This is a genomic window from Streptomyces sp. NPDC017993, assembly GCF_044328065.1.
Taxonomy (GTDB): Bacteria; Actinomycetota; Actinomycetes; order Streptomycetales; family Streptomycetaceae; genus Streptomyces.
This window is the reverse complement of the sequence record NZ_JBIRGO010000014.1, coordinates 34,514-60,723: the sequence shown is the minus strand read 5'-3', so window position 1 is coordinate 60,723 and position 26,210 is coordinate 34,514. Positions and strand designations below refer to the sequence as shown.

The window sequence follows — 26,210 nt, the reverse complement described above, 5'->3', positions numbered from 1 at the left end:
CGCCGCCCGCCTTCCGCCCTGCGCCCCTACAGCGACAGCAGCAGCCAGCATCCCGTGGCCGTGAACAGCGCGCCGAACAGCACCGCGATCACGGCGCCCACCGGCCGGCTGACGCCCTCGGCGACCGGTGAGCCGATGCGTGCGCTGACGCCCGTCCACAGCAGCAGTGCCGCGCCGAACAGGGCGAAGGCCGCACCGGCGAAGGCTTCGGGTCCACTCTCCATGCGGGCAGCGTGGCACCCCTGGACGGCGTCCGGGCCAACGCCGGGTGAACGTCCCCCGTACGGCCCCTCAGCCCGTCTGGTCCACCGGCTCCAGGAACCCCTGCTCGACCAGCATCCGGATCGCCTCCGGCGTACGGTCCCGCAGCAGGACCGGGTCCTCGCCGACGAGTTGGGCGATGGCGTCCAGGATCCGGCCGGCCGGCAGCGAGCCGTCACACACCCCGGCGAAGCCCGCGCCGACGGTGTCCACCTTGGTCGCCCGCCGCATACCGCGGTTCTGACGCAGCACCACATGCTCGGGGTCCTCCGCCCCGGGCAGGCCGACCTGCTCCTGCACCACTTCGCCGGCGAGCCGGAAGTGCCCGGCCAGGAGCGCCGCGTCATCCGTCGACCGCAGGAAGTCCTGGCGGTCGAAATGCCCCACGACGCGCTCTCCCAGCGGCTGTTCGACCGGATGCGGCCATTCCTCGACCGTGACGGACGGGGTGTCCGAACCGGATTTGCGCAGCGTGATCCAGCCGAAGCCGACGGCCTTGGTCTTGCGCGCCTCGAATTCGTCGAGCCAGGCGCCGTACCGCGCGGCGTAGGCGTCGTCCGCGGCGCGGTGGTCGCCGCCGTCCCGCAGCCACAGCTCGGCGTACTGGGTGACGTCCTGCACCTCGCGCTGCACGATCCACGCGTCGCAGCCGCTCGGCACCCACGACCGCAGCCGGTCGTGCCAGTCCTCGCCCTCGACGTGCTGCCAGTTGGCGAGCAGCTGGCAGTAGCCGCCGTCGTTCAGATACGCCGCCGACTGCTGGACCAGGGTGCGGCAGAGGTCGTCACCGCCCATCCCGCCGTCCCGGTAGGTGAGCCGGGCGCCGGGCGAGATGACGAAGGGCGGGTTGGACACGATCAGGTCGAACTTCTCCCCGTCGACCGGCTCGAACAGCGAGCCCTCCCGCAGGTCGGCCGGTTGCGCCCCGGAGAGCGCAAGCGTCAGCGCGGCGATGCGCAGGGCACGGGGGTTGAGGTCGGTGGCCGTGACGCCGGTGGCGTGCTGCGCGGCGTGCAGCGCCTGGATGCCGGAGCCGGTGCCGAGGTCGAGCGCCTTGGCGACGGGCTTGCGCACCGTGATGCCGGCGAGGGTCGTCGACGCACCGCCCACCCCGAGCACCAGCTGCGAGCGGTCCACCCCGCCGGCGCCCTGGATGCCGCCCGCACCGCCGACCGCACAGCCGAGGTCGGAGACGATCCACCAGTCCTGGCCCTCGGGGCCGCCGTAGGGGCGGACGTCGACGGCTGCGCGCACCTCGTCGCCGTCCTGCAGCAGCCAGCCGTCGGCGAGGCAGTCGTCCACGGGGAGCGCGGCCCGGGCGCGGCGCAGCTCCACCGGACGCTGCAACAGAAACAGCCGCACCAGGGTCTCCAGTGGCCCGTCGCCGCGCGTCCGACGCAGCGCGGGGACGGTCTCACTGCGGGCCAGCGCGGCGTAGGCGGGCGCGCCGAGCAGGTCGAGCAGACCGTCGGCCGTGAAGGCGGCGGCCAGCAGCGCCTCGCGCAGCCGGGCGGTGCGGGCGCTGCTCTCGGGGTCCTGGGCATCTGCGGTGGGGAGGTGCGTACTCACACCCCCATTGTCAGCCCAACCGCTGACAATCCGCGACGGCCCGGTGCCACGGCCCTCTCGGGCGTGGCGGCCGGGCCGTGCGTCAGCTGGGGACTGCCCCTTCCGTTACGACCCCTTGGACGACGAGGCGGACGGGTTACCTGTGGCGGCCTGGTTCTGGCAGCCCTCCTGGTTGGCCATCGACTTGCCGACGTCGCCGGCTTCGAGGTTCTTGAAGGCTTCCTCGCTCTGCTGGTTGAGCTTGTTGATGCCGTTGGAGAGGCTCCGCAGGCCGTCCGCGAACTTGAGCTTGTCCGAGGTGTTCAGGGAGTCGACCTGCTTCTTGAGGTCCGCGTATCCCTTGGAGAGAGAGTTGAGTTCGTTGACCGCGTTCTTCTGGGCCTGTTCGCCCCCCTCGCTGGGCGGGGGTCCCGCCTTCTCGAGGGACTTGGCCAGCGAGGCGTAGGCGTCGGAGATCTTCTGGAAGGCCGCTGAGTCCGTCTGCTGGACCTTCTTGGAGTCCGTGTTGCCGTCATCGGCCGTCTGCATGGCGCCGTTGGCATCCTGGATCTGCTTGAACTGGGCCTGCGCAGGGTCGCAGAACGACTTTGCCCAGTCGTCGAGCTCTTTGTTGCTGTCGTCGCTGCAGCCGGTCAGCGCGAGCACCAGTGCCGCACCGCCGGACAGTGCAGCCACAAGCTTCTTGTTCACCGGATTGGTCCCTTCCATGGCTCTCGGCCCCGGAACATACACGCCGAAAGGGCCTGGGCCATGGGTCGGGCAGCCCGCCCGCCCCTCATTGCAGCCATTTGCACCAAGGAGTACAGGGCCACCCGAGCACGACGAAGGCGGGTGGCCGGCGCCCGCAAAATGCGCCGTCCACCCGCCCGTTGAGCGGTTCGTGAGCGTTCCTCGACTAGGACGCCACGGCCGTCTCCGCCGACTTGGTCGCCTTGTCGGCGGCGTCGGAGTTGTCTTCGTCACCCATGGCGATTCCGCGCCGCTTGGAGACGTACACCGCACCGACGATGACCCCGATCGCGAGCACCGAGACCACGACCCGTACGCCGACGCTCTTGTCCTCGCCGTAGCTGAACTTGACCACGGCCGGGGCGATCAGCAGCGCCACCAGGTTCATCACCTTCAGCAGCGGGTTGATGGCCGGCCCCGCGGTGTCCTTGAACGGGTCGCCCACCGTGTCGCCGATGACCGTCGCGGCGTGCGCCTCGCTGCCCTTGCCGCCGTGGTGGCCGTCCTCGACCAGCTTCTTGGCGTTGTCCCACGCGCCACCGGAGTTGGCGAGGAAGACCGCCATCAGGGTGCCGGCGCCGATCGCGCCCGCCAGGAACGAGGCGAGCGCCCCGACACCGAGCGAGAAGCCGACCGCGATCGGGGTGAGCACGGCGAGCAGACCCGGGGTCGTGAGCTCGCGCAGCGCGTCCTTGGTGCAGATGTCGACGACGCGCCCGTACTCCGGCTGCTCGGAGTAGTCCATGATCCCGGGACGCTCCCGGAACTGCCGGCGGACCTCGAAGACCACCGCACCCGCCGACCGCGACACCGCGTTGATCGCCAGCCCCGAGAAGAGGAAGACGACCGAGGCGCCGAGGATCAGCCCGACCAGGTTGTTGGGCTGTGAGATGTCCAGGCTCAGCCCCATCCCGGTCGCGGCGTCGCCCACCTCCTTCACGGCCGTCGCGATCGCGTCGCGGTACGAGCCGAACAGCGCCGCGGCCGCCAGCACCGCCGTCGCGATGGCGATGCCCTTGGTGATGGCCTTGGTGGTGTTGCCGACCGCGTCCAGGTCGGTGAGGACCTGGGCGCCGTCACCGGTGACATCGCCGGACATCTCTGCGATGCCCTGGGCGTTGTCGGAGACCGGACCGAAGGTGTCCATCGCCACGATCACGCCAACGGTGGTGAGCAGACCGGTTCCGGCCAGCGCCACCGCGAACAGCGCCAGCATGATGGACGCGCCGCCCAGCAGGAACGCCCCGTAGACGGCCAGGGCGATCAGCACAGCCGAGTAGACCGCCGACTCCAGACCGATCGAGATGCCGGACAGGACGACGGTGGCCGGGCCGGTCAGCGAGGTCTTTCCGATGTCCTGGACGGGCCGCCGGCTGGTCTCGGTGAAGTAGCCGGTCAGCTGCTGGATCAGCGCGGCAAGCACGATGCCGATGGCGACCGCCACCACGGCGAGGATCCGCGGATCCCCGCTGTGGTCCAGGATCTCCGTGTCGGTGACGCCGGACAGGTCCGCGTAGCTGGACGGCAGGTAGACGTACACCGCGATGGCCACCAGGACCAGCGAGATGGCCGCCGAGATGAAGAAGCCGCGGTTGATGGCGGTCATTCCGCTGCGGTCGGAGCGCCGGGGCGCCACGACGAAGATGCCGATCATCGCCGTGAGCACGCCGATCGCCGGAACCAGCAGCGGGAAGGCCAGACCGGCGTCACCGAAGGCCGCCGTGCCCAGAATCAGCGCGGCGACCAGCGTCACGGCGTACGACTCGAAGAGGTCCGCGGCCATACCGGCACAGTCGCCGACGTTGTCGCCCACGTTGTCCGCGATGGTCGCGGCATTGCGCGGGTCGTCCTCGGGGATGCCCTGTTCGACCTTGCCGACGAGGTCGGCGCCGACGTCCGCGGCCTTGGTGAAGATGCCGCCGCCGACCCTCATGAACATCGCGATCAGCGCGGCGCCGAGACCGAAGCCCTCCAGCACCTTGGGCGCGTCGACCGCGTAGACGAGCACCACGCACGAGGCGCCCAGCAGGCCGAGCCCCACCGTGAACATGCCGACGACGCCGCCGGTGCGAAAAGCGATCTTCATCGCCGTGTGCGAGACGGCGGTGAGATCCCTTTTCCCGGTATCGCCCTCGGCCGGCGTGGCCTCCCGGGCCGCCGCCGCCACGCGCACATTGCTGCGCACGGCGAGCCACATGCCGATATAGCCGGTGCCCGCCGAGAATCCGGCGCCGATCAAGAAAAAGACACTGCGACCCGCGCGCTGCGTCCAATCGTCCGCGGGCAGCAGCATGAGCAGGAAGAACACCAGGACGGCGAATACGCCGAGAGTCCGCAACTGCCGCGTCAGGTAGGCATTTGCGCCTTCCTGCACCGCCGCAGCGATCTTCTTCATACTGTCGGTTCCCTCGCCGTACGCGAGCACTTGGCGCAACAGCACGGCCGCGACGGCCAGTGCCGCCAGGGCGACGACGGCGATCACCACGACCAGTGTGCGGTTGCCCGACGTCAGCGACGGTCCGGCCAGAAGAGAGGGGGTGTCGAGCAACTGAGGGGTATAAGGCCCCGCCATTCGTCCTCCTTGACGTTTGGCACATGGGCGCGCGGAAGCACGCTCAGGCGTCCTGAGCAAGATGTGGACGGATTGTAGGGAGCTGCACGAGATCAAAACAGTACGCGTCAAAGGGAATTCGCCCGCAGCCGGGAAGATCAAAAGGATGACGGCCGCAGAATTCGCCCGGACGACGGAAAGCAGCAAATGCGCTGACCACGGACTGATGATCTCCATGTCCTACTGATCGTCGCTGCTCAAAGCCGTCACACGAGGAACCGAACGCTCCGCTGCCCGGCGCGGCGCCCCGGAGAACTGGTCCGGCCCGCTACCGCCGAACGGGTGACCGGCTCGCAAGCGGGGCTCCCGGCAGATGCTGAGCACGCGTCAGATCGAGTCCTGATCGGAACGTGGGGATCGCCCTGGAGCTCCGGTGCCGGGTGCCCGGTGCTGGGTGCCGGCTGCCGGGTGCTGGGTGCTGGGTGCTGGGTGCCGGGGGACGCGCTGCCGGGCTGCCGGGCTGCCGGGCTGCCGGGCTGCGAGGCGTGCCGCCTGGGGCGAGGGGAGGACTGCGCGTGGGCTCGGCCGGATGGCTCACTGGCCGTCGTGGCACGGCGGCCGGTGAGCCATCCGGCCCATGAAATCGGCGAACGGCCCGTCTCCGCTCGGCGCGTGCGTGGTCAGCGCGGGGAGGACAGGGGCGTCGGCATTGAGGGTTGCCTGCGGCATTACGGGTTGCCGGCGTTAAGGGTTGCCGGATCTAAGGGCTGCTGTCATCGCCGACGGGAGGGCTGAGGGGGCCGGCTGGGCCCCTGGGCGAAGGTACGGGGCCGCGGCTTACGGGGCATGGTCGTTCGTCGCGGGGCCGCCTGCCGTGGCGTACGGCGGCCCAAGAACCGGGGCCCGCGGCCGGCCGAGGCCCGTAACCGGATCCGCTCCCGCGGGAGCTAGGGCAGCGCGGGGGCCGCCGCCGTGGGCCAGCTCATCCGGATCACTCCGCCGCTTTCACCGGAGGTGACCTCGACGTCGTCGACCAGGCCGCTGATGACCGCGAGGCCCATCTCGTCCTCGCCTTCGGCATCGCTCTCGCCGGCGCCCTCATAGTCGGCGCCGTCCCCGCCCGCTCCGGCCGCGCCGGAGCCGCCGGGCACGCCGTCGCCCACCTCGATCGAGAACTTCTTCTCGTCCTCGATCAACAGAACCCACACGGGATCGCCGATGTCGTTGCTGGAGTGCAGCCCCACAGCCCGGCTGCACGCCTCACCGACGGCGAGGCGCACCTCGTCGAGCACGGCCTCGTCCACACCGGCCCGCCTCGCCACGGCAGCCGCGACCAGACGAGCGGTCCGGACGTGCTCGGGAAGGGCGCTGAAGCGTAGTTCGACGGTGGCCATGCCATCCCCCTCGATATGCGGGCGTGCAACGCAGGGGGCCGGACCGCTACGTCCGGAACCCCCCACTACTTCCATCCCCGCGCCGAGCGGCGCGGGGTACCGCGAAGTCGTCAGTCAGTGGCTGCGACGGCTTCGTCGACCGAGGTGTGAATCGGGAACACCTTGGTCAGACCGGTAATACGGAAGATCTTGAGAATGCGCTCCTGGTTGCAGACCAGGCGCAGCGAGCCCTCATGGGCACGCACACGCTTCAGTCCACCGACCAGAACGCCGAGCCCAGTGGAGTCGAGGAAGTCGACACGTTCCATGTCCACCACGAGGTGGTAGCTTCCGTCGTTCACAAGCTCGACCAGCTGCTCACGCAGCTTGGGCGCGGTGTATACATCAATCTCGCCACCGACCTCGACGACCGTACGGTCGCCAACGGTCCGGGTCGACAGGGACAGGTCCACGGATCCTCCAGCACCTTGCTATCGAGCGGTCGCCCCCCTGGGGCCTCCCCACCATGGTGGGGGCGGATCGGCAGCCGCGATGGCATTCAATCACTTACCAGCAGGCGCGCACGACGCCTTGTGAGCATTGTCCGTCACTCCGGTGACACACTCGGTGCCGATGGCCTCCAATCGACTCCCGCCGGATGCGGGCACGAGACCCACCCCGGGCATGATTCTCGACCGTCTCGCCCGGGGAGCGACCCGCGCTGAACGCATCACTCATACGGAGCACTTGCCCCCGCGCATCGGCAGCCATGCCGACTGGCCCGAACAGATCCGGCCGGAAGTGATCGCCGCCATTCATTCGGCCGGAATCGAGCGTCCGTGGGCTCACCAGGCACGGACATCCGAACACGCACTGCGCGGCGAGTCGGTCGTCGTCGCCACCGGCACCGCCTCGGGCAAGTCCCTGGCCTACCTCGCGCCGGTCCTCTCGACGCTCCTGGACGGCTCCGAAGCGCCGAACGGGCGCGGCGCCACCGCCCTGTACCTCGCCCCCACCAAGGCGCTGGCCGCCGACCAGAGGCGCGCCGTCCGGGATATCGCGGCTCCGCTCGGCTCGGCCATCCGACCGGCGGTCTACGACGGCGACACCCCCGTCGAGGAACGCGAATGGGTCCGCCAGTACGGCAACTACGTGCTGACCAACCCCGACATGCTGCACCGCGGCATCCTTCCGGCCCACCACCGCTGGTCGTCCTTCCTGCGGGCGCTGCGCTACGTCGTCATCGACGAATGCCATTCCTACCGCGGCGTCTTCGGCTCCCACGTCGCGCAGGTCATCCGCCGGCTGCGCCGAATCTGCGCCCGCTACGGCTCCGACCCGGTCTTCCTTCTCGCCTCCGCCACCGCAGCGGAACCGGCCGAGGCGGCCACCCGGCTCACCGGCCTGCCCGTGGTGGAAATCACGGAGGACACCTCGCCGCGCGGCGAGTTGGTCTTCGCGCTGTGGGAGCCTCCGCTGACCGAGCTGCACGGCGAACAGGGCGCGCCTGTCCGCCGCACCGCCACCGCGGAGACCGCGGACCTTCTCACCGACCTCGCCGTCCAGGGCGTCCGCACTGTCGCCTTCGTACGCTCCCGTCGCGGTGCGGAACTGATCGCCCTGATCTCGCAGGAACGGCTCGCGGAGGTGGACCGTTCGCTGCCGGCCCGGGTCGCCGCCTACCGCGGCGGCTACCTGCCCGAGGAGCGGCGCGCCCTCGAACGCGCGTTGCACAACGGTGATCTCCTCGGCCTGGCCGCCACCACAGCACTCGAACTGGGCGTGGACGTCTCCGGCCTCGACGCCGTGGTCATCGCCGGCTACCCCGGAACCCGCGCCTCGCTGTGGCAGCAGGCCGGGCGGGCGGGCCGCTCCGGGCAGGGGGCGCTCGCCATCCTGGTGGCCCGTGACGACCCGCTGGACACCTTTCTCGTTCACCACCCCGAGGCGCTCTTCGACCAGCCCGTCGAATCCACCGTCCTGGACCCGGACAACCCCTACGTGCTCGCACCGCACCTGTGCGCGGCGGCGGCGGAAATCCCGCTCACCGAAGCCGACTTCCCGCTCTTCGGGCCCGCGACCGCCGGGCTGATGCCGCAGCTGGAGGCCGCCGGCCTGCTGCGCCGGCGCGCCAGGGCCTGGCACTGGACCCGCCGCGAGCGGGCCGCCGACCTGGCCGACATCCGCGGTCAGGGCGGCTCGCCGGTGCAGATCGTCGAAGCCGGTACCGGGCGGCTGCTGGGCACCGTGGACGCCGGCGCGGCGCACACCACCGTCCACGACGGCGCCGTCCACCTCCACCAGGGCCGTACGTACGTCGTCAAGCACCTCGACCTGGAGGACGATGTCGCCCTCGTCGAGGAGGCCAACCCGCCCTATTCGACGACCGCGCGCGACACCACCGCCATCTCCATCCTCGAAACCGACACCGAGATCCCCTGGGGAGACGCCCGGCTGTGTTTCGGCTCCGTCGAGGTCACCAATCAGGTCGTCTCCTTCCTTCGCCGCAAGCTGATCACCGGCGAGGTCCTGGGCGAGACCAAGCTGGACCTGCCCCCGCGGACGCTGCGCACCCGGGCGGTGTGGTGGACGGTCACCGAGGACCAACTCGACGCCGCCCGGGTCAACCCGGAGCAGTTGGGCGGCGCCCTGCACGCCGCCGAGCACGCCTCCATCGGCATGCTGCCGCTCTTCGCCACCTGTGACCGCTGGGACATCGGCGGCGTCTCCGTCCCCCTGCACCCGGACACTCTCCTTCCGACCGTCTTCGTCTACGACGGCCACCCGGGCGGCGCCGGCTTCGCCGAACGCGCCTTCCACACGGCCGCCGACTGGCTGACCGCCACCCGCCAGGCGATCGCCTCCTGCGAATGCGACGCCGGATGCCCCTCCTGCATCCAGTCCCCCAAGTGCGGCAACGGCAACGACCCCCTCCACAAGCGAGGGGCGATCCGGCTCCTCGGCGAACTGCTTCGAGGAGCTGCGGAGGCACCCAAGGCGCCGGACGATGCGGAGGCGCCGAAGGAGCCGGGGGACGCTCCCGGGGCGTAGGAGCTTAGGGGCTTAGGGCGTAGGGGCGCGGCGGGGGCGATCGTGCGCCCTGGGGCTGCTGGGGCTGCTGGAGGGGCGGGCTGAAGCTGAGGTGTGGGCCCAGAGGGGAGGGCCGCTGAGCCGGGTGCCCAGCTGGGGCCGCAACTGGGGCCCAGGTGGGGTCCTGACCTCGGTGTTGGGAGCCGCGGCCCACCGGCCCAGCTTCCGCCCCGGCCACATCCTCAGGGACGCCCTTCCGCCCCGGGGCGGGGCGACGGGGCGAGCGGCGGCCCCGCTCGGGCCCGTACCCGGGACGTGAAGGGGTGACTTCCTGCCTCGGCTGATACGTCGGCGATCGCGGCAGCCACAGAGCAGCGCACGAGGCGGCTGTGCTGGGCCGCTGCCACCCGGCGGGCTGCCGCGCAGGCCACGGCCCGGCCCTCCATGGCGCGATCCGCCGCTGCCAACGCCGCCAGGTCCGCCGCGCCGCCGGCCCGGTGCCGGGCCGTGACGGCCTGCCCCAGCCCGATCAACGCCGTGAAAACCGCACACAACGCCGCCGCAGCGAAGACCGTCCATACCGTCGCCGAGCCCTCATCGCCCCACCGTCTCCTCCGCAAGAGCCACCGCCTCCCCCTCGACCTTCACCGCGAGACGTCCCATCCCCGGCAGATCCGCCACGACCCGTACGCGCACCAGGTCGCCCTCCCTGGCCAGGCCGACCCGCGCTCCGCGTGGCGCCGCGTCGCGTGCCGCCTTGAGCACGGCCCCCCGGGCTTCGGAACGCGCAGCCGCTCTCGCCCCGGCCCGCGCCGCGTCGACGCACTCGATGCGGGCACAGACCGCCATGAGGCCCCAGATCAGAGCCCCCGCGACAGCCACCAGCACCGGCATCACCAGGGCCGTTTCCGCTGTCACGAATCCGGCGTCACGAGGCGCCCGCCTGGCGCCATGGCCGGCGCCTCTGGCAGGCCGCCCCCTGCAGGACGCGGCGGCGTCCGCCCAGCCCCGCCTGCATCGGGCCCTACGTCGCCTCACGCCGCCCGGCCCCCTCCAACTCCCGCCCGCGGACGCAGCTCTCCCCTTCCGCCGGGGACCCGGCGCCCTACTGGCGAAGGCCGCATGACGTACGGCAGGTCCTTCGGCATCGGCAGCGCCGCCGACGTCCGAGTCTCTGGCCGCCCCGGCGCCTATATCGGCGGCGCTGCCGACGTTGGCCCCGGCACTGCCGTCGCAAGCCCAGCCGACGGTCGGGCCCGCTGCTCCTCCGGGTGTGCCAGGTCGCCGCGGTTTGCCGACGGGAGTGCCGGCGGGCCCTCCGATGCGCGGGGAACTGGATCTACCAGAGGAAGCCGCCCTGGCGACGCCCAGGGCCTTGGCCCTCCCCGTGTCCGCCGCTCCACAGGCCACACCCGCTCCCCCGGCCCTCTGACTGGCCGACAAGAGTTCACGGGTAGCGGCCGGACCACGCGCCCCAAGCCACCCGCGTGCCCCCAGCGGCTCAACCATCCGCGCAGGCCCTAAAACACCGCACGCCCCCTCACCTTGACCTTGCTCCCCGCGCGTCCTGCGCTCCCCAGCCGTCGCCCTGCCCTCAGAACTGGACATCGACGGCCCTCTGGATCACCGACCGCAGCATCGCCTGCACCGCTTCGCTCGTCACGACCTTGTAGAGCACCGCCGCGAAGGCGCATGCCGCAAGGGTTCCCACGGCGTACTCCGCCGTTGCCATTCCCCGGTCCTTGCCCGCCGCGCGCAACTCCGCGCGCCACCGTCGAAACATCTCCAACCCCCTTGAAATCGGCCTCACCAACAGATCAGTTACGTCCCAAGAGCCCGCCGGCCAGACCGATCAGCACCGGTGCCACTCCGAGCGTCAGAAACGCCGGCAGGAAACACGCCGAGAGCGGCAAAGTGACCAGCACACCGGCCCGGCGCGCTCGCTGGGCCGCCGCCCTGCCCCGTTCCGCCCGGAGCTCCGCGGCAATGCGCGACACCGCCTCGACGGCCGGCACCCCGGATATCCCGGCACGCTCCATGCAGCGCGCCAACGTCTCGGCCCCGGGGAGGTCTGCCAACCGTCCCCATACGGTGGCCGGTTCGCCGCCGAGCCTCAGCTCCGCCGCCACGTGACGCAGCCGCACGGCAACCGGCCCGTCGAGCGAGCGCCCCACCGCCTCGGCGGCCTCCCGCGGTCCTGCGCCCGCCGCGAGACACGCGGCCAGAAGATCGCCGACCGGTGCAAGGTCCTCTTCCACGCGGGCCTTCGCCAACCGCGCACTCTGCCCGACACGTTGACGCGCGAGCCAGCTGCGAGCCCCGAAGCCGACGGCGATGCCCATCAACAATCCGGGTGCCCCTCCCACGAGGATGACCATGAACCCGCCCGCGCCGAGCGGTCCCACCCACTCCGTCAGCCCACGACCTCGACGACCGCCGCCCTTCGCGCCACGACGCCCCGTATCCCGATGCCCGGCCCGTGCGATCCGGTGCCACAGCCTCCGGGCGCCGCCGCTCCGCCCGGGGTCACACCGGTCCGGACGCCCCCCGAAGACAACCGACGCCCGCTTCCGCACGGCCCGTCGCCGGCATACCCCGCGTGCCATGGCCACCGCGCACAGCACGCCTCCGATGGCCGCAATCACCATCCCCACCCTGTGGACAACTTCCTCGCTCACAGCCTCCACCCCGCCTTCGCCTCTCCTCGCAGCCGATCACTTCCGGTGCCGGCATTGATGCGTACCTCGGCGGCACGCGGTATCGGCGGCATCGCATCGGCGACGATGCGTGCCGTCCACGCCACGCCGACCCACTCCAGCAGCCCGCCGATCACCAGGCACCCCCAGCCGACAGGGGTGTGCAGCAGCACCCGCAACGGGTCCGCGCCGAGTGCACTGCCCATCAGGAGTCCGCAGACCGGCAACAGTGCGAGCATCAAGGCCGTTGCGCGTGGGCCCGCCAACTGGGCACGCAGCTCGTCACGTTGCACGCGTTGTGATCGGAGCCCGTCCGCGATGCGTTCCAGCCCTGCAGCCAGTCCGGCGCCGCCCTCCACCGCGACCTGCCAGCACGCGGCAACGCCCGTCAGACCGTCGGCTCCGGGCAGCCGCGCAGCGTCTCGCAGCGCCTGAGGCACGTCACCGCCGTAACGCGCTGCCGCCAGAACCACCGAGCCCGCTGCGCCCAGGCAGGGAGCCCGGACCGCGAGCAGCGCCTGAGCAGGCTGGCGTCCTGTCCGCAACTCGCCGGCCACCGTCGCGCACAGGCTGATCACCTCGGCCGCCCGCCGGTCACGTGCGCGCTCCATGTCGCGAGCGGTCAGCCAACGGCGGATAAGGAACGCCGCCACCACCGAGGCCACTGCGGGCAGCACCGACTTGCCCAGCACGCCGAGGCCGATCCCCGCCGGAAGGCACCACGCCTCCCGGCCCACGGCCACCCTCCGCCCCAGTCGCAGCCGCCGCGCTGAGCCCGGCGCCTCCACCACACGCCCTGCGAGCCATCTCCGCACCGCAGCGCCCGACCTGAGGCCCCAGTCCCGTTCCCCGGCCATCTCTCGCACCACTGCCGAGAGCCTCGACGCCCCGCCTCTTGCACCACTCGCACCACCCGCCTCACTTACCACCCCGTCCGAGCCACCAGCGAGCAACGCCCGAGCCCGTCGTCCCGTGTCGTCCCACCCACCACAGGCCAACCAGCCCGCGGCCCCGGCACAGATGACTGCCATCCCGGCCGGCACCGACAGCCCGATGCTCGACGCCACCGACCCCAACACCACGCCCCCACCCCGTTCGTCCTCACTCGCCCCTCACCGCGCCCGGCGCCAAAGGCCCGGCCGGTCCACCCCTCCCAGCGCCCGGCGAACCCGTCAGCGCAGAAGTCCCAAGGGCCCACTGGTCCACCGGTCCACCGGTGCCCGGCTCCCTTCCTCCAAGCTCAGAGCTCGCCTCCTCCTCGCTCACACAACCGCATCAACCGCCCCCATCCACGCGCCTCTTGGAAGCCGTCCGCGGCCCATACCGCCGCGGGCACTGTCACCACGAAGCCGTTGCGATCCCGCTCCAGGACATGCACCTGGGCGATACGCCGTCGGCCGTGCCGGTCGCGTACCAGGTGCAGTACGACCGAGAGGGCGGCCGCGAGCTGGCTGTGCAGCGCGGCGCGATCCAGCCCCGCGGTCGAGCCGAGCGCCTCCAGGCGGGCGGGGACGTCACATGCGGCATTGGCATGCACGGTGCCGCAGCCGCCCTCGTGGCCCGTGTTGAGAGCCGCCAGGAGGTGCGTGACCTCGGCGCCGCGCACCTCGCCCACCACCAGCCTGTCCGGTCGCATGCGCAGCGCCTGCCGGACGAGGTCCCGGAGCGTCACGCGGCCGGCACCCTCCTGATTCGCCGGCCGCGTCTCCAGCCGCACCACATGGGGGTGGTCCGGACGCAGTTCCGCCGAGTCCTCGGCCAGCACGATCCGTTCGGCGGGGCTGACCAGCCCCAGCAGGGTGCTGAGCAGCGTGGTCTTCCCTGAGCCCGTACCCCCGCTGATCAGGAATGACAGCCGGGCAGCCAGGACCGCCCTGAGCAACCGGTCCCCGCCGGGCGGCACCGTGCCGGCCGCGACCAGTTCCGCGAGCCCGAAGGCGCGTGGTCTGAGCACCCGTAAGGACAGACAGGTGCCGGCGACCGCGACCGGTGGGAGTACGGCGTGCAGCCGCGTGCCGTCCGGCAATCTGGCATCCACCCACGGCCGGGCGTCGTCCAGCCGCCGGCCGGCCACCGCCGCGAGCCGCTGGGCGAGCCTGCGCACCTCCGCCGCGTCGCGGAAGCGGACGTCCGTGCGCTCCAGGCCGCCGCCCCGATCCACCCAGACCTCGTCCGGCGCGGTGACGAGTACGTCCGTCACATCCGGCGCGGCCAGCAGCGGTTCCAGCGGACCGCTGCCCACCATCTCGGACCGCAACGCGGCCACCACGCTCAGCACCTCGGCGTCCCCGAGGAGTCGTCCCTCCGCCCGCAGCGCCACCGCCACCCGAGCGGGTGTGGGCTCCGCCCCGGCCTCAGCCAGCCTGCTGCGCACGACGTCCAGCAGTTCCCGGCTCACGCACGACCACCAGCCCAGGCCGCTGGGAAGGCCATTCCTCCGCCGCGCGGCGGCAGCTGCCCCCACCAGCCCGGCAAGCTCCCCGTTCCCGGCCCCTGCCTTCCTCCTGACCTCGGTTCTGCGCTGCGTGTCCGCGGCCACGGGGCCGTCCCCTGCCTCGCACCGGCCCACCACCCGGCGACGCAACGGAAGCCGTCCCGCCACCACCACCGCGGAGCCCACTCGAAGCCACCACCCCGAACCCCGTCGGTACGGCCCGAACATCCGGCCCCACAAGCAGCGTCCGTCCCGGCAGCGACACTCCCGATCCGCGCACCAGCCCTCGCCGCCCTGGCCCGGCTTCCGGGCGACGGCGCGTCGATAGCCGTCGCGCCCCTCCACCACCGCGCCACGCCCGGCCCACTCCCCAGCCTCACCCCGGCACACCTCCCCTTACGTCGCCGAACCCCGTCCCGCCCCAGGCCGCCTTCCTCGCAGAAGCCGGACCCGCCCCATCGCCCTCAGCCAGCGCCCGGCCCCAGAAGCCCGCACAGAACCGCGCCAGAGGCCCGCGCACGTTCGATCCCGGGGGAACGCCGCGGGACAGTCCGTCCAACAGGCCCTTCTCCCAAGCCACTTCGCCCGCAAGCGGCAGCTCCAAGAGCCGGGCGGTCTCCTCCGGGTCAAGGCCCATGTGCGGATCCGGGCCGCCGCACGCCACCACGCGCAGATCACGCACCATCCGCTGCGCACCGGCTATCACACGCTTGGCCGCCGCGACCGCTCGCAACTCCATGGGGACGAGCAGAAGTCCTACATCGATCTGGGCGAGCACCGCCGCCGCCGCTTCGTCCACCCGGCGGGGCAGGTCCACCACCACAACTCCGCCACGGCGGCGGGCCGCTGCCATGACCGCTCGTATGGCCGCGGGAGGGATCGTGACCTCGGCTCCACGGTCCCAGCTGAGCACCCGCAGGGAGTGCAGTCGCGGCAGCGATTCCTCCAGGGCCCCGCACGCCACCCGGCCGCGCGATTCGCAGAAGGCCGGCCAGCGCAGGCCCTTCTCCTTCTCACCCCCCAACAGGACATCGAGCCCGCCACCCAGGGGATCGCCGTCCACGAGCACGGTGCGCCGCCCCGAACGGGCGGCCGTGACGGCCAGCGCGCAGGCCACGGAACTCGCACCGGCCCCACCGCGGCCGCCGATCACTCCGACCGTCACGGCCGGATCGCCGACATCCTCGACCGCGTCGGCGATCCGGTCCACCAGCCAGCGCTCGCCGTCCGGGAGGGTCAGGACGCGTTCCGCACCGATGGCGACGGCCAGCCGCCAGACAGCCGAGTCGTCCGCGTCCCTGCCGACCAAGAGGACCCCCGGCCGCCTGCCCGCGTCCCGCAGGCGGGGCGCGCAGTCTTCGCCGACGATGACCAGCGGCGCTGATTCCCAGTCGCCTTTGCGGTCCGGCGGGCCGTGGACCGCCTCGGGCAGCGCACCGGCCGCCGCGCACAGCCGCAGGAGATCGTCGAGGAGTTGTTCGTCCTCGGTGATGAGGAGCGGCCCCCTCCGCTCTTCGCCGACGTGAACCGATTGATCGGACGCCAAGGTTCCGGACACGCTGCGTTCCCCTATCGCTACAGAACTCACATCCCCGCGAAGTTCCGCGGGGTTTTTACGGTGCAGCGATCGGGAAAATCCCGCGGATCTTGACCCAAATCTGTGGACAACTCCGCGCCTGTGAATAACTCCGTCACCTATTCGGTGGGAACGGCAGTTTCGACCGCAGAGAGGCTTCCACAGAGCAGCGAAATGACTACTATGAGTGACGATGGAAGGTCGGCGTCAGCGCCGGCGCCACAAGGCGGAGAAGGGGAGGCGGAGCCGTGCCCGAAGGCTCAAAATGCGTCCGGACATGCGACGACCCCCGCCGGGGGGGAGAGCGGGGGTCGTCCCCACGGCCGACTCGGGGGGGGAGGAGCCGGACCGGGTTAGCACGGTCGCGAACGATCCGTGACTTCCATGGTGTACCCGAGGGCCTTCTCAGGCAAACCCACGCGCCGCACCTTACGCCGAATGGTGGGCGCATATGCTCGCCCCGTGGAAAACCACTCCGTGCCTCACTCGACTCCCCGTACTGCCGCGTTCTTCGACTTGGACAAGACCGTCATTGCAAAGTCGAGCACGCTGACCTTCAGCAAGTCGTTCTACCAAGGCGGCCTGATCAATCGGCGGGCTGCTCTGCGTACCGCATACACGCAGTTCGTGTTCCTCGTGGGCGGCGCCGATCACGGCCAGATGGAGCGTATGCGTGAGTATCTGTCCGCCCTCTGCCGTGGATGGGATGTCGCCCAGGTCAAGGAAATCGTCGCCGAGACCCTGCATGATCTGATCGACCCGATCATTTACGACGAGGCGGCCGCTCTCATCGAGGAACACCACGCCGCCGGCCGCGATGTCGTGATCGTTTCCACTTCCGGTGCCGAAGTCGTCGAGCCGATCGGTGAACTCCTCGGCGCGGACCGGGTGGTGGCCACGCGCATGGTCGTCGGCGGGGACGGCCGCTTCACCGGAGAGGTGGAGTACTACGCCTACGGGCCGACCAAAGCCCAGGCAGTCCGCGAACTGGCCGCGTCCGAGGGGTACGACCTGGACCGCTGCTACGCGTACAGCGACTCCGCGACAGACGTCCCGATGCTCGAGGCGGTCGGCCACCCCTACGCGGTCAACCCGGACCGGGCGCTGCGCCGCGAGGCGGCCGCCCGAGGCTGGCCGGTTCTCTCCTTCACCCGCCCCGTTCCGCTCAAGCAACGACTGCCGTCGCTGTCGATGCCCTCGCGGCCGGTTCTCGCCGCTGCCGCACTGACCGCGGCCGCGGCAACGGCGGGACTGGTCTGGTACTCGACCAGGCGACGGACGGCGCGGGAAAGCCTGGCCCGTATTCAACGCATTTGACGCGCAGAGTAAAGATCTGCGACACAGGGTTCCGCTTCCCCCGTATCAGTAGTACAAAGGAATTAACGGCCCGCGAGACCAAGGACATCCGAGAGGACTACCTTTAACGCATCAAGGCCCCACGGACCGATGCATGAATGCCAGGCACCCACGCGACGCCGACCCGTCGATTACGGGCCAGCCGCACCAGGTAACCGGACGAAGATTCCGACCTGATCGGCAAAATCCGAGCACGCATGGTAACCCGGCGGACATGCCAGCGGCGGTACCCACCAGCAACGGGTACCGCCGCAACCCTGTTCAGGGCCACTCGGACGGAGGCCGGGCGACACGCCCGGCGAAAGCCTTCCGCGACCGGGCTGCCGCAACCGGCCCTGAACTGCGCCTATTCCCTCACCTATGCGGCGCCGCGCTGCAGCGCCTCGCACACCGCGGTGCTCTCCCGGGAGCCCAGCTCGACCGCGCGCCCGCAGTGCGCGATCCACGCCGCGACCCCTTCCGGAGTACCCGAGGCGTAAGCCTCCAGCGCGGCGGCGTAGTCGGCCCGCCCCTGCTCGGCGTGCCCGACCTCCGCCGGGCAGATCGACTTGGGGTCCAGTCCGCTGCCGACCAGCACGATCCGCTCCGCGGCCCGCGCGACCAGCCCGTTGTGCGAACCGAATGGCCGCAGCGCCAGCAGCTCGCCGTGCACCACCGCGGCCGTCACCAGGGCAGGCGCCTCGCTGCCCGCGAGCAGCATCCGCGCCAGACCGTCCAACCGGCCGGCGACCTCGTCGGCCTCCGGCAGCGTCAGCTCCACCAGTTGTTCCTCGGCCACAGGCTCTCCGGCCAGCCGCGGCCGCCCCACGGCGTCGTCCGACGCGCCGCCACCGGCGGCCACCAAGTGGAGCCGCGCGAGCACCCGCAGCGGCGACTGCCGCCACACGCTCAACAACTGCCCAGCCTCGGCGGTCAACCGCAGCGCCGCGCCGACCGTCCGCGGCTCGCCGTCGACTCCGAAGTCGGTGCGCCGCCTGACCTCTTCGAGCTCCCAGTCCGCCCCGGAGAGCGCGGCGGAAGCACGCGCTCCACGCAGGGCGGCCTCCGAGGTGACCTCGCTGCTGCGGCGCCGCATGATCCGGTGCCCGTAGACCCGGTCGACGCCCTTGCGCACGGAGTCCACGGCATCCGCCACGCCCGGGAGTGACGCGAGGGTGGCGAGCGGATCGGCGCTCGCGGCCGGGGGTTCGGGGGTCGTCCCCCGCGGGTTTGCTGCCATGGGTACGACCCTACGCACCACGGGGCCACACCCCTCGAAGGAGTGGTCTTCTTCACGCAAACCTCTCACTCAAAGCGATACTACGATTACCCTTGGTGAACATGAAGATCGCTTTCGTAGGCAAGGGCGGCAGCGGCAAGACCACCCTGTCCTCCCTGTTCATCCGTCATCTCGCCGCGGCCGGACACCCGGTCATCGCAGTGGACGCCGACATCAACCAGCACCTCGGCCCGGCCCTCGGTCTTGACGAGTCAGAGGCGGCCGCACTCCCCGCGATGGGCGCCCATCTCCCCTTGATCAAGGACTACCTGCGCGGCAGCAACCCCCGGATCGCCTCCGCCGAGACGATGATCAAGACCACGCCGCCCGGTGAGGGCTCGCAGCTGCTCCGGGTGTGCGAGGAGAACCCCGTCTTCGACGCCTGCGCCAGGTCCGTGCGGCTCGACGAGACCTCCGTACGTCTGATGGCGACAGGCCCGTTCACCGAATCGGATCTCGGGGTGGCCTGCTATCACTCCAAGGTGGGGGCGGTCGAGCTGTGCCTGAACCACCTCGTGGACGGCCGCGAGGAGTACGTCGTCGTGGACATGACGGCGGGCTCGGACTCCTTCGCCTCCGGGATGTTCACCCGCTTCGACATGACCTTCCTGGTCGCCGAGCCGACGCGTAAGGGCATCGCCGTCTACCGCCAGTACAAGGAGTACGCCAGAGACTTCGGCGTTCCGCTGAAGGTCGTCGGCAACAAGATCCAGGGCGCCGACGACCTCGCCTACCTGCACTCGGAAGTGGGCGACGACCTGCTGGTGACCGTCGGCCACTCCGACTGGGTGCGGGCGATGGAGAAGGGCCGGCCCGCACACTTCACGCAGCTGGAGGAGCACAACAGGCGGGCCCTCGGGACGCTCCACGCCACGGCCGACGCGGCGTACGCACACCGCGACTGGGAGCGCTACACCCGGCAGATGGTCCACTTCCATCTGAAGAACGCGGAGAGCTGGGGCAACGCAAAGACGGGGGCCGACCTGGCAGCCCAGGTCGACCCCGCCTTCGTGCTCTCCGAGGGTGCGGTTACTCCTCAGCCTGCCTGACCTCCGCATGGGCCGGCTCCGCCGGCACGGCCGACCGCGCGGGCAGCGACGGCCCCGCCGGTCGGGACGGTGCCGAAGAGGAGGGCGAGTCGGTCAGGTACCCCGACCAGTCTCCCTTCGGGGCCTGGCCCACGGGCAGGGCGCGCAGCTTGTCGAGCACCTTCGGGTCCTGCGCGTCCAGCCAGTCGGTCAGCTGCTTGAAGCTGACGCACCGGACGCCCCTTCGGGGGCAGACCGTCTTGATGGTGTCCTCGACGGCCTTCATGTAGGTGCCGCCGTTCCAGGACTCGAAGTGGTTGCCGATGAACAGCGGCGCCCGGTTCCCCTGGTAGGCGCGCTGAAAGGCGCTCACCAGGCCGTCCCGCATCTGAGTGCCCCAGGCGGCGTGCATCGCGGGGTCGCCCTTGGTGGTCCCGGACTGGTTGGCCAGGAAGTTGTAGTCCATGGACAGGGTCTCGAAGTTGCGGCCCGGAACAGGGACCTGCTGGAGCGGGAAGTCCCAGATGCCGTCGATCTGCTGGGGCCAGGTCTGCCGGCCGCCCACCGAACTCGCGTCGTAGCGGAAGCCCATCTCCTTCGCGGCGGGAAGGAGATTGCGCTGGCCTTCCAGGCACGGCGCACGGCCGCCGACCAGCTCCTTGGAGTAGTCGAACGGCAGCGGCTCCTCACCCTTGAGCTGCGCGTTGGTCTTCCAGCTCTTCACGAACGTCTCGGCTTGCTGGATCTCGCTCTTCCACTCCTCCGGCGACCAGGTGCCGACGCCGCCGTTGGAGCCGCAGAAGTGGCCGTTGAAGTGGGTGCCGATCTCGTGACCTTCCAGCCAGGCGCCGCGCATCTGCGCCACGGTGGCCTTGATCCCGTTGACGTCGTTGAAGCCGATGTCAGAGGCCCCGGCGCTGTGCTTGGGCGGGTTGTACAGCTCCTTGGCGGAGCCGGGGAGCATGTACACGCCGCTGAGGAAGAACGTCATGGTCGCGTCGTACTTCTTGCCGACGGCACGGAAGTGGGAGAACAGCCTCTGGTTGTCCTCGCCTGCTCCGTCCCAGGAGAACACCACGAACTGCGGTGGCCGTTGTCCCCGCTTGAGTCGCTTGGATTTGGGCTGGTTCGGCTGCGCGCCGGTGTAGGCCGTGGAGCCGTCTCCGATGAGTCTGATCGTCTGCCCCTTGAGCGCCGCGCGCCCCTTCTCCGTGTTCGGCGGCGACCCGCTCTGCAACGAGGCGGAGCAGCCGGCGACGGCAGCCATCGCCACCGCCGCCGCGAGCCCCGCCGTGACTTTTGATGCGGCTGCCATCAGCCACCTCATTCCTGGCGCTGTGCGCACCTTCCGAGGAATAAATCGGAAAAACTGCCCACAAGATCGCATACACCAAGAAGAGGGATTAAAACGACAAGCCGTTAGTCATCATATTCACCCGATAGGTGGAACGACTGGCTCGTATGCCCGAAAAGACTTCTCTGGGGCTTTACGTAGCATTACGATTCATTTACCGAAGCTTGAGAGTCACCAGACCATCACGCACCGCGACGACCCACCCGGTCAGCTCGCGTCCCGCCGCAGTACACCGCCGCCCACGATCGCGCCCCGCGCGACCGCGTCGCCCCGGAGGAGACGGGAATGTTCCAGATCGAGAAGTCGCGGCCGCAGCCGCAGCACATGTCGCACCACTCGGAGCTGCCCCCCGAGTCCCCCCGAAAGCCACGGCCCGAACCCCACGAGAAGGGGGCCCGCCGCACGGCGGCCCGCCGGGACCTCTCCGCCTCGATCGTCGTCTTTCTGCTGGCCGTCCCCCTGTCACTCGGCATCGCCCTCGCCACCGGCGCACCGCCCCAGGCCGGCCTGGTGGCCGCGGTCGTCGGCGGCATCGTCGCCGGACTTCTCGGCGGCGCGCCGCTCCAGATCAGCGGCGCGGCCACCGGCCTGCTGGTGGTCACCGCCGACCTCGTCCAGCGCTACGGCTGGCGCGCCACCTGCGCGATCACCGTCCTCGCGGGCCTCGCGCAACTCGCCCTCGGGGCGGCCCGCGTAGCGCGCGCGGCGCTGGCCATCAGCCCGGCGATCGTGCACGGCATGCTGGCCGGCATCGGCGTCACGATCGCGATCGGACAGCTCCACGTGGTGCTCGGCGGCAGCCCCGACAGCTCGGCGCTCGAAAACGCCGCCGCGCTGCCCGGCCAGCTGGAGCATCCGCATGTCGCCGCGCTGCTGATCGGCGCCATCACCGTCACCGTACTGGTGGGCTGGGGCCGGCTGCCGGGCCGCGCCGGCCGCTGGGCGCGGATCGTGCCCGCCCCGCTGGCCGCGGTCCTCGCCGCGACAGCCGCCAGCGCGGGGCTGGCCGTTCCCAGGGTCGATCTGCCGTCCTGGCAGATGCCCGAGCTGCCCGCGCTGCCGGACGCTTCCATCCCGGCCATCGCCGCCGCGGTGCTGACCGTCACCCTCGTCGCCAGCATGGAGTCGTTGCTGTCCGCCGTGGCGGTGGACCGACTCGCGGCCGAGCAGCCGGGCGCTCCCGCGGGGCGGGCGCACCTCAACCGCGAACTGGCCGGTCAGGGCGTGTCCAATGCCCTGTCCGGACTGCTGGGGGGCTTTCCGATCTCCGGGGGCGCGATGCGCGGCTCGGCCAATGTGAAGGCCGGTGCGGTCAGCCGCCGGGCCACCGTGCTGCACGGCGTGTGGGTGCTGGTGTGTGCGGGTCTGCTGGCCGGGGCCCTGGAGCAGATCCCGCTGGCCGCGCTCGCCGCGCTGGTCATGGTCGTCGGCATCCGGATGGTGAGCTTCGCGCACATCCGGCATGTGCAGCGGCACCGCGAATTTCCGGTGTACGCCGCCACCTTGGGCGCGGTGGTCGTCCTCGGCGTGTTGCAGGGCGTGGCGACGGGCATCGCCGTCGCGGTCTTCCTCGCACTTCGGCGGCTGACGCACACCCGCATCACGGTGACCGAGGAGCCCGACAGTCACCGGGTACGCGTCACCGGCCAGTTGACGTTCCTGGCAGTGCCGCGGCTGACCCGGACACTCGCCCTGGTGCCCCCGCAGGCCAATGTCGTGGTCGAGCTGTGCGGCTCGTTCATGGACCACGCCGCCTACGAAGCGCTGCAGACCTGGTCCACCGCCCATCAGGCGCACGGCGGCTGGGTGACCCTCGGCGGCCGCTCCGGCCGGCCGATCGCCGAGCCCGCCAGTGCGCATGCCTGCCGGCCGTGGACGCCATGGCGCAATCACCACTGCACCCGCCCGGTCCCGGCCCGCGAATCCGTACCGGAGTCCAGTGGCAGCCAGCTGATGGGCGGCGTGAGCGCGTTCCAGCGTCACACCGCTCCCCTGGTGCGCGAGGAGCTGGCCCGGCTGGCGCGCGAGGGCCAGCGACCCACTCAGCTCTTTCTGACCTGCGCGGACTCCCGGCTGGTCACGAGCATGATCACATCAAGTGGCCCGGGGGACCTGTTCACCGTCCGCAATGTCGGCAACCTGATGCCGCCGCCCGGCTCGGACAGCTCCTGCGACTCCGTGGGGGCGGCGATCGAGTACGCCGTCGACGTGCTCAAGGTCGGCTCCATCACGGTCTGCGGCCATTCCGGATGCGGCGCCATGGCAGCGCTGCTCACCTCCACGGCAGCCGATGCGCCGGGCGGTTCGCAGTCCGACGACGCGACCCTGCTCACCCGTTGGCTGCGGCACGGCCGGCCGAGTCTGGCGCGCATGGAGCGGATCGGGCGGCTCGGCAGGGGCGAAGTGGCGCTCTCCGAGCGGCCGGTGGCTGACGATCAGGAGCGGCTGGCACTGGTCAACGTCATGCAGCAGCTCGACCACCTGATGGCGCACCCCTGCGTGGCCCGCCGGGTAGCCGAGGGCTCGCTCGCTCTGCACGGCATGTATTTCCACGTCGCCGAGGCCCAGGCATACGTCCTGGACGAAGCCAGCGGGCGATTCTGCGCGGTGCGTGCCGAAGCGGCTCCGGTCACGGTCTGACCTGGGAAAGCGCCCGTGAAGAGAGGAGGAAACGACAGGTCTACACCAATTTACCCCGGCGGGCCTTGTCAGGGGTGGCCACGGGCTGATGAGCTATGGCCTGGGACACATCGGACGCCCTGGGAATGGGAGATGTCGTGAGCAACGAAAGCCTGGCCAACCTGCTCAAGGAGGAACGGCGGTTCACACCGCCTGCCGAACTGGCCGCGAACGCCAACGTCACGGCAGCCGCGTACGAACAGGCCGCGTCGGACCGCCTCGGCTTCTGGGCGGAACAAGCCAAACGCCTGTCCTGGGAGACCACCCCCACCCAGACGCTCGACTGGTCCAACGCGCCCTTCGCGAAGTGGTTCGCCGACGGCAAGCTCAACGTCGCCTACAACTGCGTGGACCGTCATGTGGAGAACGGCCTGGGCGACCGGGTCGCCCTCCACTTCGAGGGCGAGCCTGGCGACACCCGCGCGATCACCTACGCCGAACTGCAGCGTGAGGTCTCCAAGGCAGCCAACGCGTTGATCGAGCTGGGGGTGCGGGCCGGCGACCGGGTCGCCATCTACCTGCCGATGATCCCGGAGGCGGTCATCGCCATGCTGGCATGCGCCCGCCTGGGCGCCCCGCACTCCGTGGTCTTCGGCGGCTTCTCCGCGGACGCCCTGGCGACCCGCATCAACGACGCCGACGCCCGCGTCGTGATCACCGCCGACGGCGGCTACCGCCGCGGCAAGCCGTCCGCCCTCAAGCCCGCGGTGGACGACGCGCTGACCAAGCCCGGTACGGAGAACGTCCGCAGCGTGCTCGTCGTGCGCCGCACCGGCCAGGAGGATGTCGCCTGGACCGAGGGCCGGGACGTGTGGTGGCACGAGATCGTCGACCGGCAGAGCGACCAGCACACGCCCGAGGCGTTCGACGCCGAGCACCCGCTGTTCATCCTCTACACCTCCGGGACGACGGGTAAGCCCAAGGGCATCCTGCACACCACCGGCGGCTACCTCACCCAGGTGTCGTACACCCACCACGCCGTCTTCGACCTCAAGCCGGAGACCGATGTCTTCTGGTGCACCGCCGACGTCGGCTGGGTGACCGGCCACTCGTACATCACCTACGGCCCGCTCTCCAACGGCGCGACCGAAGTGCTCTACGAAGGCACGCCCGACACCCCGCACCAGGGCCGCTGGTGGGAGATCGTGCAGAAGTACGGCGTCACGATCCTCTACACCGCGCCGACCGCGATCCGCGCCTGCATGAAGTGGGGCGACGACATCCCCGCGAAGTTCGACCTGTCCTCGCTGCGTGTCCTGGGATCGGTGGGCGAGCCCATCAACCCCGAGGCATGGATGTGGTACCGCAAGCACATCGGGGCGGGCACCACGCCGATCGTCGACACCTGGTGGCAGACCGAGACCGGCGGGATGATGCTCAGCCCGCTGCCGGGCGTTACGGCCACCAAGCCGGGCTCCGCCCAGCTGCCGCTGCCCGGTATCGCCGCGACCGTCGTCGACGACGCGGCCAACGAGGTGCCTGACGGCGCCGGCGGCTATCTCGTGCTGACCGAGCCGTGGCCCGCCATGCTCCGCACCATCTGGGGCGACGACCAGCGCTACCTCGACACCTACTGGTCCCGCTTCGAGGGCAAGTACTTCGCCGGTGACGGCGCAAAGAAGGACACCGACGGCGACATCTGGCTGCTCGGCCGGGTGGACGACGTCATGCTGGTGTCCGGCCACAACATCTCCACCACCGAGGTGGAGTCGGCGCTGGTCTCGCACCCGAAGGTGGCCGAGGCGGCGGTCGTCGGCGCGACGGACCCGCAGACCACCCAGGCCATCTGCGCCTTCGTCATCCTGCGCGGCGGCGCCACCGACGAGGACGAGGGCCTCGTGGACGAACTGCGGGCGCATGTCGCGCAGCAGCTCGGCCCGATCGCCAAGCCCAAGCGGATCCTGCCCGTGGCGGAGCTGCCCAAGACTCGCTCCGGCAAGATCATGCGGCGCCTGCTGCGCGACGTGGCCGAGAACCGCGACCTCGGTGACGTCAGCACGCTCACCGACTCGTCCGTCATGGATCTGATCCAGACGAAGCTGCCGAGCGCGGCCAGCGAGGACTGAGCGATCGACCGCACGAGCGGGGGGGCACCGGCCATTTCGGGCGGTGCCCCTCCGCCGTTCCCGGCGGGTGTGCCCCAGCCGTTCGTTCCGGAGAGGACCGGCTTGCGGCGCGCGCCCGACGCGCCCGGGCTGACGCTCCGACGGCGTGGCGCGCCGCCGACCGGGCGCCCAAAATGCCCGTAAACTCCTTATTGTCAGATCGCCGCTCGCCCGCGCCGGGTAGGGTAGGAACCGCGTCAATGACACGCTA

20 protein-coding genes are annotated in these 26,210 nt (G+C 70.9%); 5 read left to right on the top strand and 15 right to left on the bottom strand.

Annotated features, from left to right (window positions below; genetic code table 11):
* Positions 1 to 26 precede the first annotated feature (26 nt).
* From ACH4FH_RS24995 to bldG, 6 genes are all read right to left on the bottom strand, one after another.
* Positions 27 to 224 (bottom strand): hypothetical protein, encoded by a 198-nt coding sequence (locus ACH4FH_RS24995; RefSeq protein WP_398558114.1) that lies wholly within the window; start codon positions 222 to 224, stop codon positions 27 to 29.
* Positions 225 to 291: 67 nt separating this feature from the next.
* Positions 292 to 1,830 carry a methyltransferase gene (locus tag ACH4FH_RS24990; protein WP_398558113.1) on the bottom strand — a complete coding sequence of 513 codons (1,539 nt, stop codon included), beginning with the start codon at positions 1,828 to 1,830 and terminating at the stop codon, positions 292 to 294.
* 105 nt (positions 1,831 to 1,935) lie between these two features.
* Positions 1,936 to 2,520 (bottom strand): small secreted protein, encoded by a 585-nt coding sequence (locus ACH4FH_RS24985; protein ID WP_398558112.1) that lies wholly within the window; start codon positions 2,518 to 2,520, stop codon positions 1,936 to 1,938.
* A 205-nt stretch (positions 2,521 to 2,725) separates the two neighbouring features.
* Positions 2,726 to 5,131, bottom strand: coding sequence for a sodium-translocating pyrophosphatase (locus tag ACH4FH_RS24980; protein WP_398558111.1), 2,406 nt, complete (start codon positions 5,129 to 5,131; stop codon positions 2,726 to 2,728).
* A gap of 926 nt (positions 5,132 to 6,057) precedes the next feature.
* Positions 6,058 to 6,504 (bottom strand): ATP-binding protein, encoded by a 447-nt coding sequence (locus ACH4FH_RS24975; RefSeq protein WP_398558110.1) that lies wholly within the window; start codon positions 6,502 to 6,504, stop codon positions 6,058 to 6,060.
* A gap of 110 nt (positions 6,505 to 6,614) precedes the next feature.
* Entirely contained in the window at positions 6,615 to 6,956 is a 342-nt protein-coding gene (gene bldG / locus ACH4FH_RS24970) for an anti-sigma factor antagonist BldG (RefSeq protein WP_004571875.1), read from the bottom strand.
* A 160-nt stretch (positions 6,957 to 7,116) separates the two neighbouring features.
* On the opposite strand from bldG, the gene ACH4FH_RS24965 reads away from it, so the two are divergent.
* Complete coding sequence (locus ACH4FH_RS24965; protein ID WP_398558109.1) at positions 7,117 to 9,534, top strand: DEAD/DEAH box helicase; 2,418 nt, start codon at positions 7,117 to 7,119, stop codon at positions 9,532 to 9,534.
* A gap of 221 nt (positions 9,535 to 9,755) precedes the next feature.
* Here the strand turns inward: ACH4FH_RS24965 and ACH4FH_RS24960 are convergent, their stop codons facing one another.
* From ACH4FH_RS24960 to ssd, 7 genes are all read right to left on the bottom strand, one after another.
* Complete coding sequence (locus ACH4FH_RS24960) at positions 9,756 to 10,067, bottom strand: Rv3654c family TadE-like protein (protein WP_398558274.1); 312 nt, start codon at positions 10,065 to 10,067, stop codon at positions 9,756 to 9,758.
* A 40-nt stretch (positions 10,068 to 10,107) separates the two neighbouring features.
* Positions 10,108 to 10,431: a TadE family type IV pilus minor pilin gene (locus ACH4FH_RS24955; protein ID WP_398558108.1), complete on the bottom strand. Its 324-nt coding sequence runs from the start codon at positions 10,429 to 10,431 to the stop codon at positions 10,108 to 10,110.
* Between the two features lie 676 nt (positions 10,432 to 11,107).
* Positions 11,108 to 11,296: a DUF4244 domain-containing protein gene (locus ACH4FH_RS24950; RefSeq protein WP_398558107.1), complete on the bottom strand. Its 189-nt coding sequence runs from the start codon at positions 11,294 to 11,296 to the stop codon at positions 11,108 to 11,110.
* A 34-nt stretch (positions 11,297 to 11,330) separates the two neighbouring features.
* Entirely contained in the window at positions 11,331 to 11,918 is a 588-nt protein-coding gene (locus ACH4FH_RS24945) for a type II secretion system F family protein (RefSeq protein ID WP_398558106.1), read from the bottom strand.
* A gap of 269 nt (positions 11,919 to 12,187) precedes the next feature.
* The gene (locus ACH4FH_RS24940; protein WP_398558105.1) at positions 12,188 to 12,946 is read right to left on the bottom strand and encodes a type II secretion system F family protein; all 759 of its coding nucleotides are present in this window, start codon (positions 12,944 to 12,946) and stop codon (positions 12,188 to 12,190) included.
* A 503-nt stretch (positions 12,947 to 13,449) separates the two neighbouring features.
* On the bottom strand, positions 13,450 to 14,607 hold the full coding sequence (locus ACH4FH_RS24935) for a TadA family conjugal transfer-associated ATPase (RefSeq protein ID WP_398558104.1): 1,158 nt from the start codon (positions 14,605 to 14,607) through the stop codon (positions 13,450 to 13,452).
* 412 nt (positions 14,608 to 15,019) lie between these two features.
* Positions 15,020 to 16,201, bottom strand: coding sequence for a septum site-determining protein Ssd (gene ssd, locus ACH4FH_RS24930; RefSeq protein WP_398558103.1), 1,182 nt, complete (start codon positions 16,199 to 16,201; stop codon positions 15,020 to 15,022).
* A 456-nt stretch (positions 16,202 to 16,657) separates the two neighbouring features.
* Between ssd and ACH4FH_RS24925 the strand changes: the two genes are divergently transcribed.
* Positions 16,658 to 17,536, top strand: a complete 879-nt coding sequence (locus ACH4FH_RS24925) for an HAD-IB family hydrolase (RefSeq protein WP_398558102.1) — start codon at positions 16,658 to 16,660, stop codon at positions 17,534 to 17,536.
* Between the two features lie 397 nt (positions 17,537 to 17,933).
* On the opposite strand, the gene ACH4FH_RS24920 is transcribed toward ACH4FH_RS24925, so the two are convergent.
* Positions 17,934 to 18,794, bottom strand: a complete 861-nt coding sequence (locus ACH4FH_RS24920; RefSeq protein ID WP_398558101.1) for an oxidoreductase — start codon at positions 18,792 to 18,794, stop codon at positions 17,934 to 17,936.
* Between the two features lie 101 nt (positions 18,795 to 18,895).
* Between ACH4FH_RS24920 and ACH4FH_RS24915 the strand changes: the two genes are divergently transcribed.
* Entirely contained in the window at positions 18,896 to 19,882 is a 987-nt protein-coding gene (locus ACH4FH_RS24915) for an ATP-binding protein (RefSeq protein WP_398558100.1), read from the top strand.
* Here ACH4FH_RS24915 and ACH4FH_RS24910 read toward each other — a convergent pair.
* Positions 19,863 to 21,176, bottom strand: coding sequence for a hypothetical protein (locus tag ACH4FH_RS24910; RefSeq protein ID WP_398558099.1), 1,314 nt, complete (start codon positions 21,174 to 21,176; stop codon positions 19,863 to 19,865). The two genes, ACH4FH_RS24915 and ACH4FH_RS24910, sit on opposite strands and share 20 nt — an antisense overlap.
* Before the next feature lie 324 nt (positions 21,177 to 21,500).
* Here ACH4FH_RS24910 and ACH4FH_RS24905 point away from each other — a divergent pair, with 324 nt between their 5' ends.
* Together ACH4FH_RS24905 and acs are read left to right on the top strand one after the other, a co-directional pair.
* Positions 21,501 to 23,855, top strand: coding sequence for a SulP family inorganic anion transporter (locus tag ACH4FH_RS24905; RefSeq protein WP_398558098.1), 2,355 nt, complete (start codon positions 21,501 to 21,503; stop codon positions 23,853 to 23,855).
* A gap of 137 nt (positions 23,856 to 23,992) precedes the next feature.
* The gene (acs, locus tag ACH4FH_RS24900; protein WP_398558097.1) at positions 23,993 to 25,960 is read left to right on the top strand and encodes an acetate--CoA ligase; all 1,968 of its coding nucleotides are present in this window, start codon (positions 23,993 to 23,995) and stop codon (positions 25,958 to 25,960) included.
* Positions 25,961 to 26,210: the final 250 nt, after the last annotated feature.

What these genes read in the sequence shown, in the direction of transcription:
- ACH4FH_RS24905 (WP_398558098.1), top strand. Translation starts at nt 21,501, where the DNA reads ATGTTCCAGATCGAGAAGTCGCGGCCGCAGCCGCAGCACATGTCGCAC.
- ACH4FH_RS24915 (WP_398558100.1), top strand. Translation starts at nt 18,896, where the DNA reads ATGAAGATCGCTTTCGTAGGCAAGGGCGGCAGCGGCAAGACCACCCTG.
- ACH4FH_RS24980 (WP_398558111.1), bottom strand. Translation starts at nt 5,131, where the DNA reads ATGGCGGGGCCTTATACCCCTCAGTTGCTCGACACCCCCTCTCTTCTG.
- ACH4FH_RS24920 (WP_398558101.1), bottom strand. Translation starts at nt 18,794, where the DNA reads ATGGCAGCAAACCCGCGGGGGACGACCCCCGAACCCCCGGCCGCGAGC.
- ACH4FH_RS24995 (WP_398558114.1), bottom strand. Translation starts at nt 224, where the DNA reads ATGGAGAGTGGACCCGAAGCCTTCGCCGGTGCGGCCTTCGCCCTGTTC.
- ACH4FH_RS24950 (WP_398558107.1), bottom strand. Translation starts at nt 11,296, where the DNA reads ATGTTTCGACGGTGGCGCGCGGAGTTGCGCGCGGCGGGCAAGGACCGG.
- ACH4FH_RS24965 (WP_398558109.1), top strand. Translation starts at nt 7,117, where the DNA reads ATGGCCTCCAATCGACTCCCGCCGGATGCGGGCACGAGACCCACCCCG.
- ACH4FH_RS24975 (WP_398558110.1), bottom strand. Translation starts at nt 6,504, where the DNA reads ATGGCCACCGTCGAACTACGCTTCAGCGCCCTTCCCGAGCACGTCCGG.
- ACH4FH_RS24925 (WP_398558102.1), top strand. Translation starts at nt 16,658, where the DNA reads ATGGTGGGCGCATATGCTCGCCCCGTGGAAAACCACTCCGTGCCTCAC.
- ACH4FH_RS24910 (WP_398558099.1), bottom strand. Translation starts at nt 21,176, where the DNA reads ATGGCAGCCGCATCAAAAGTCACGGCGGGGCTCGCGGCGGCGGTGGCG.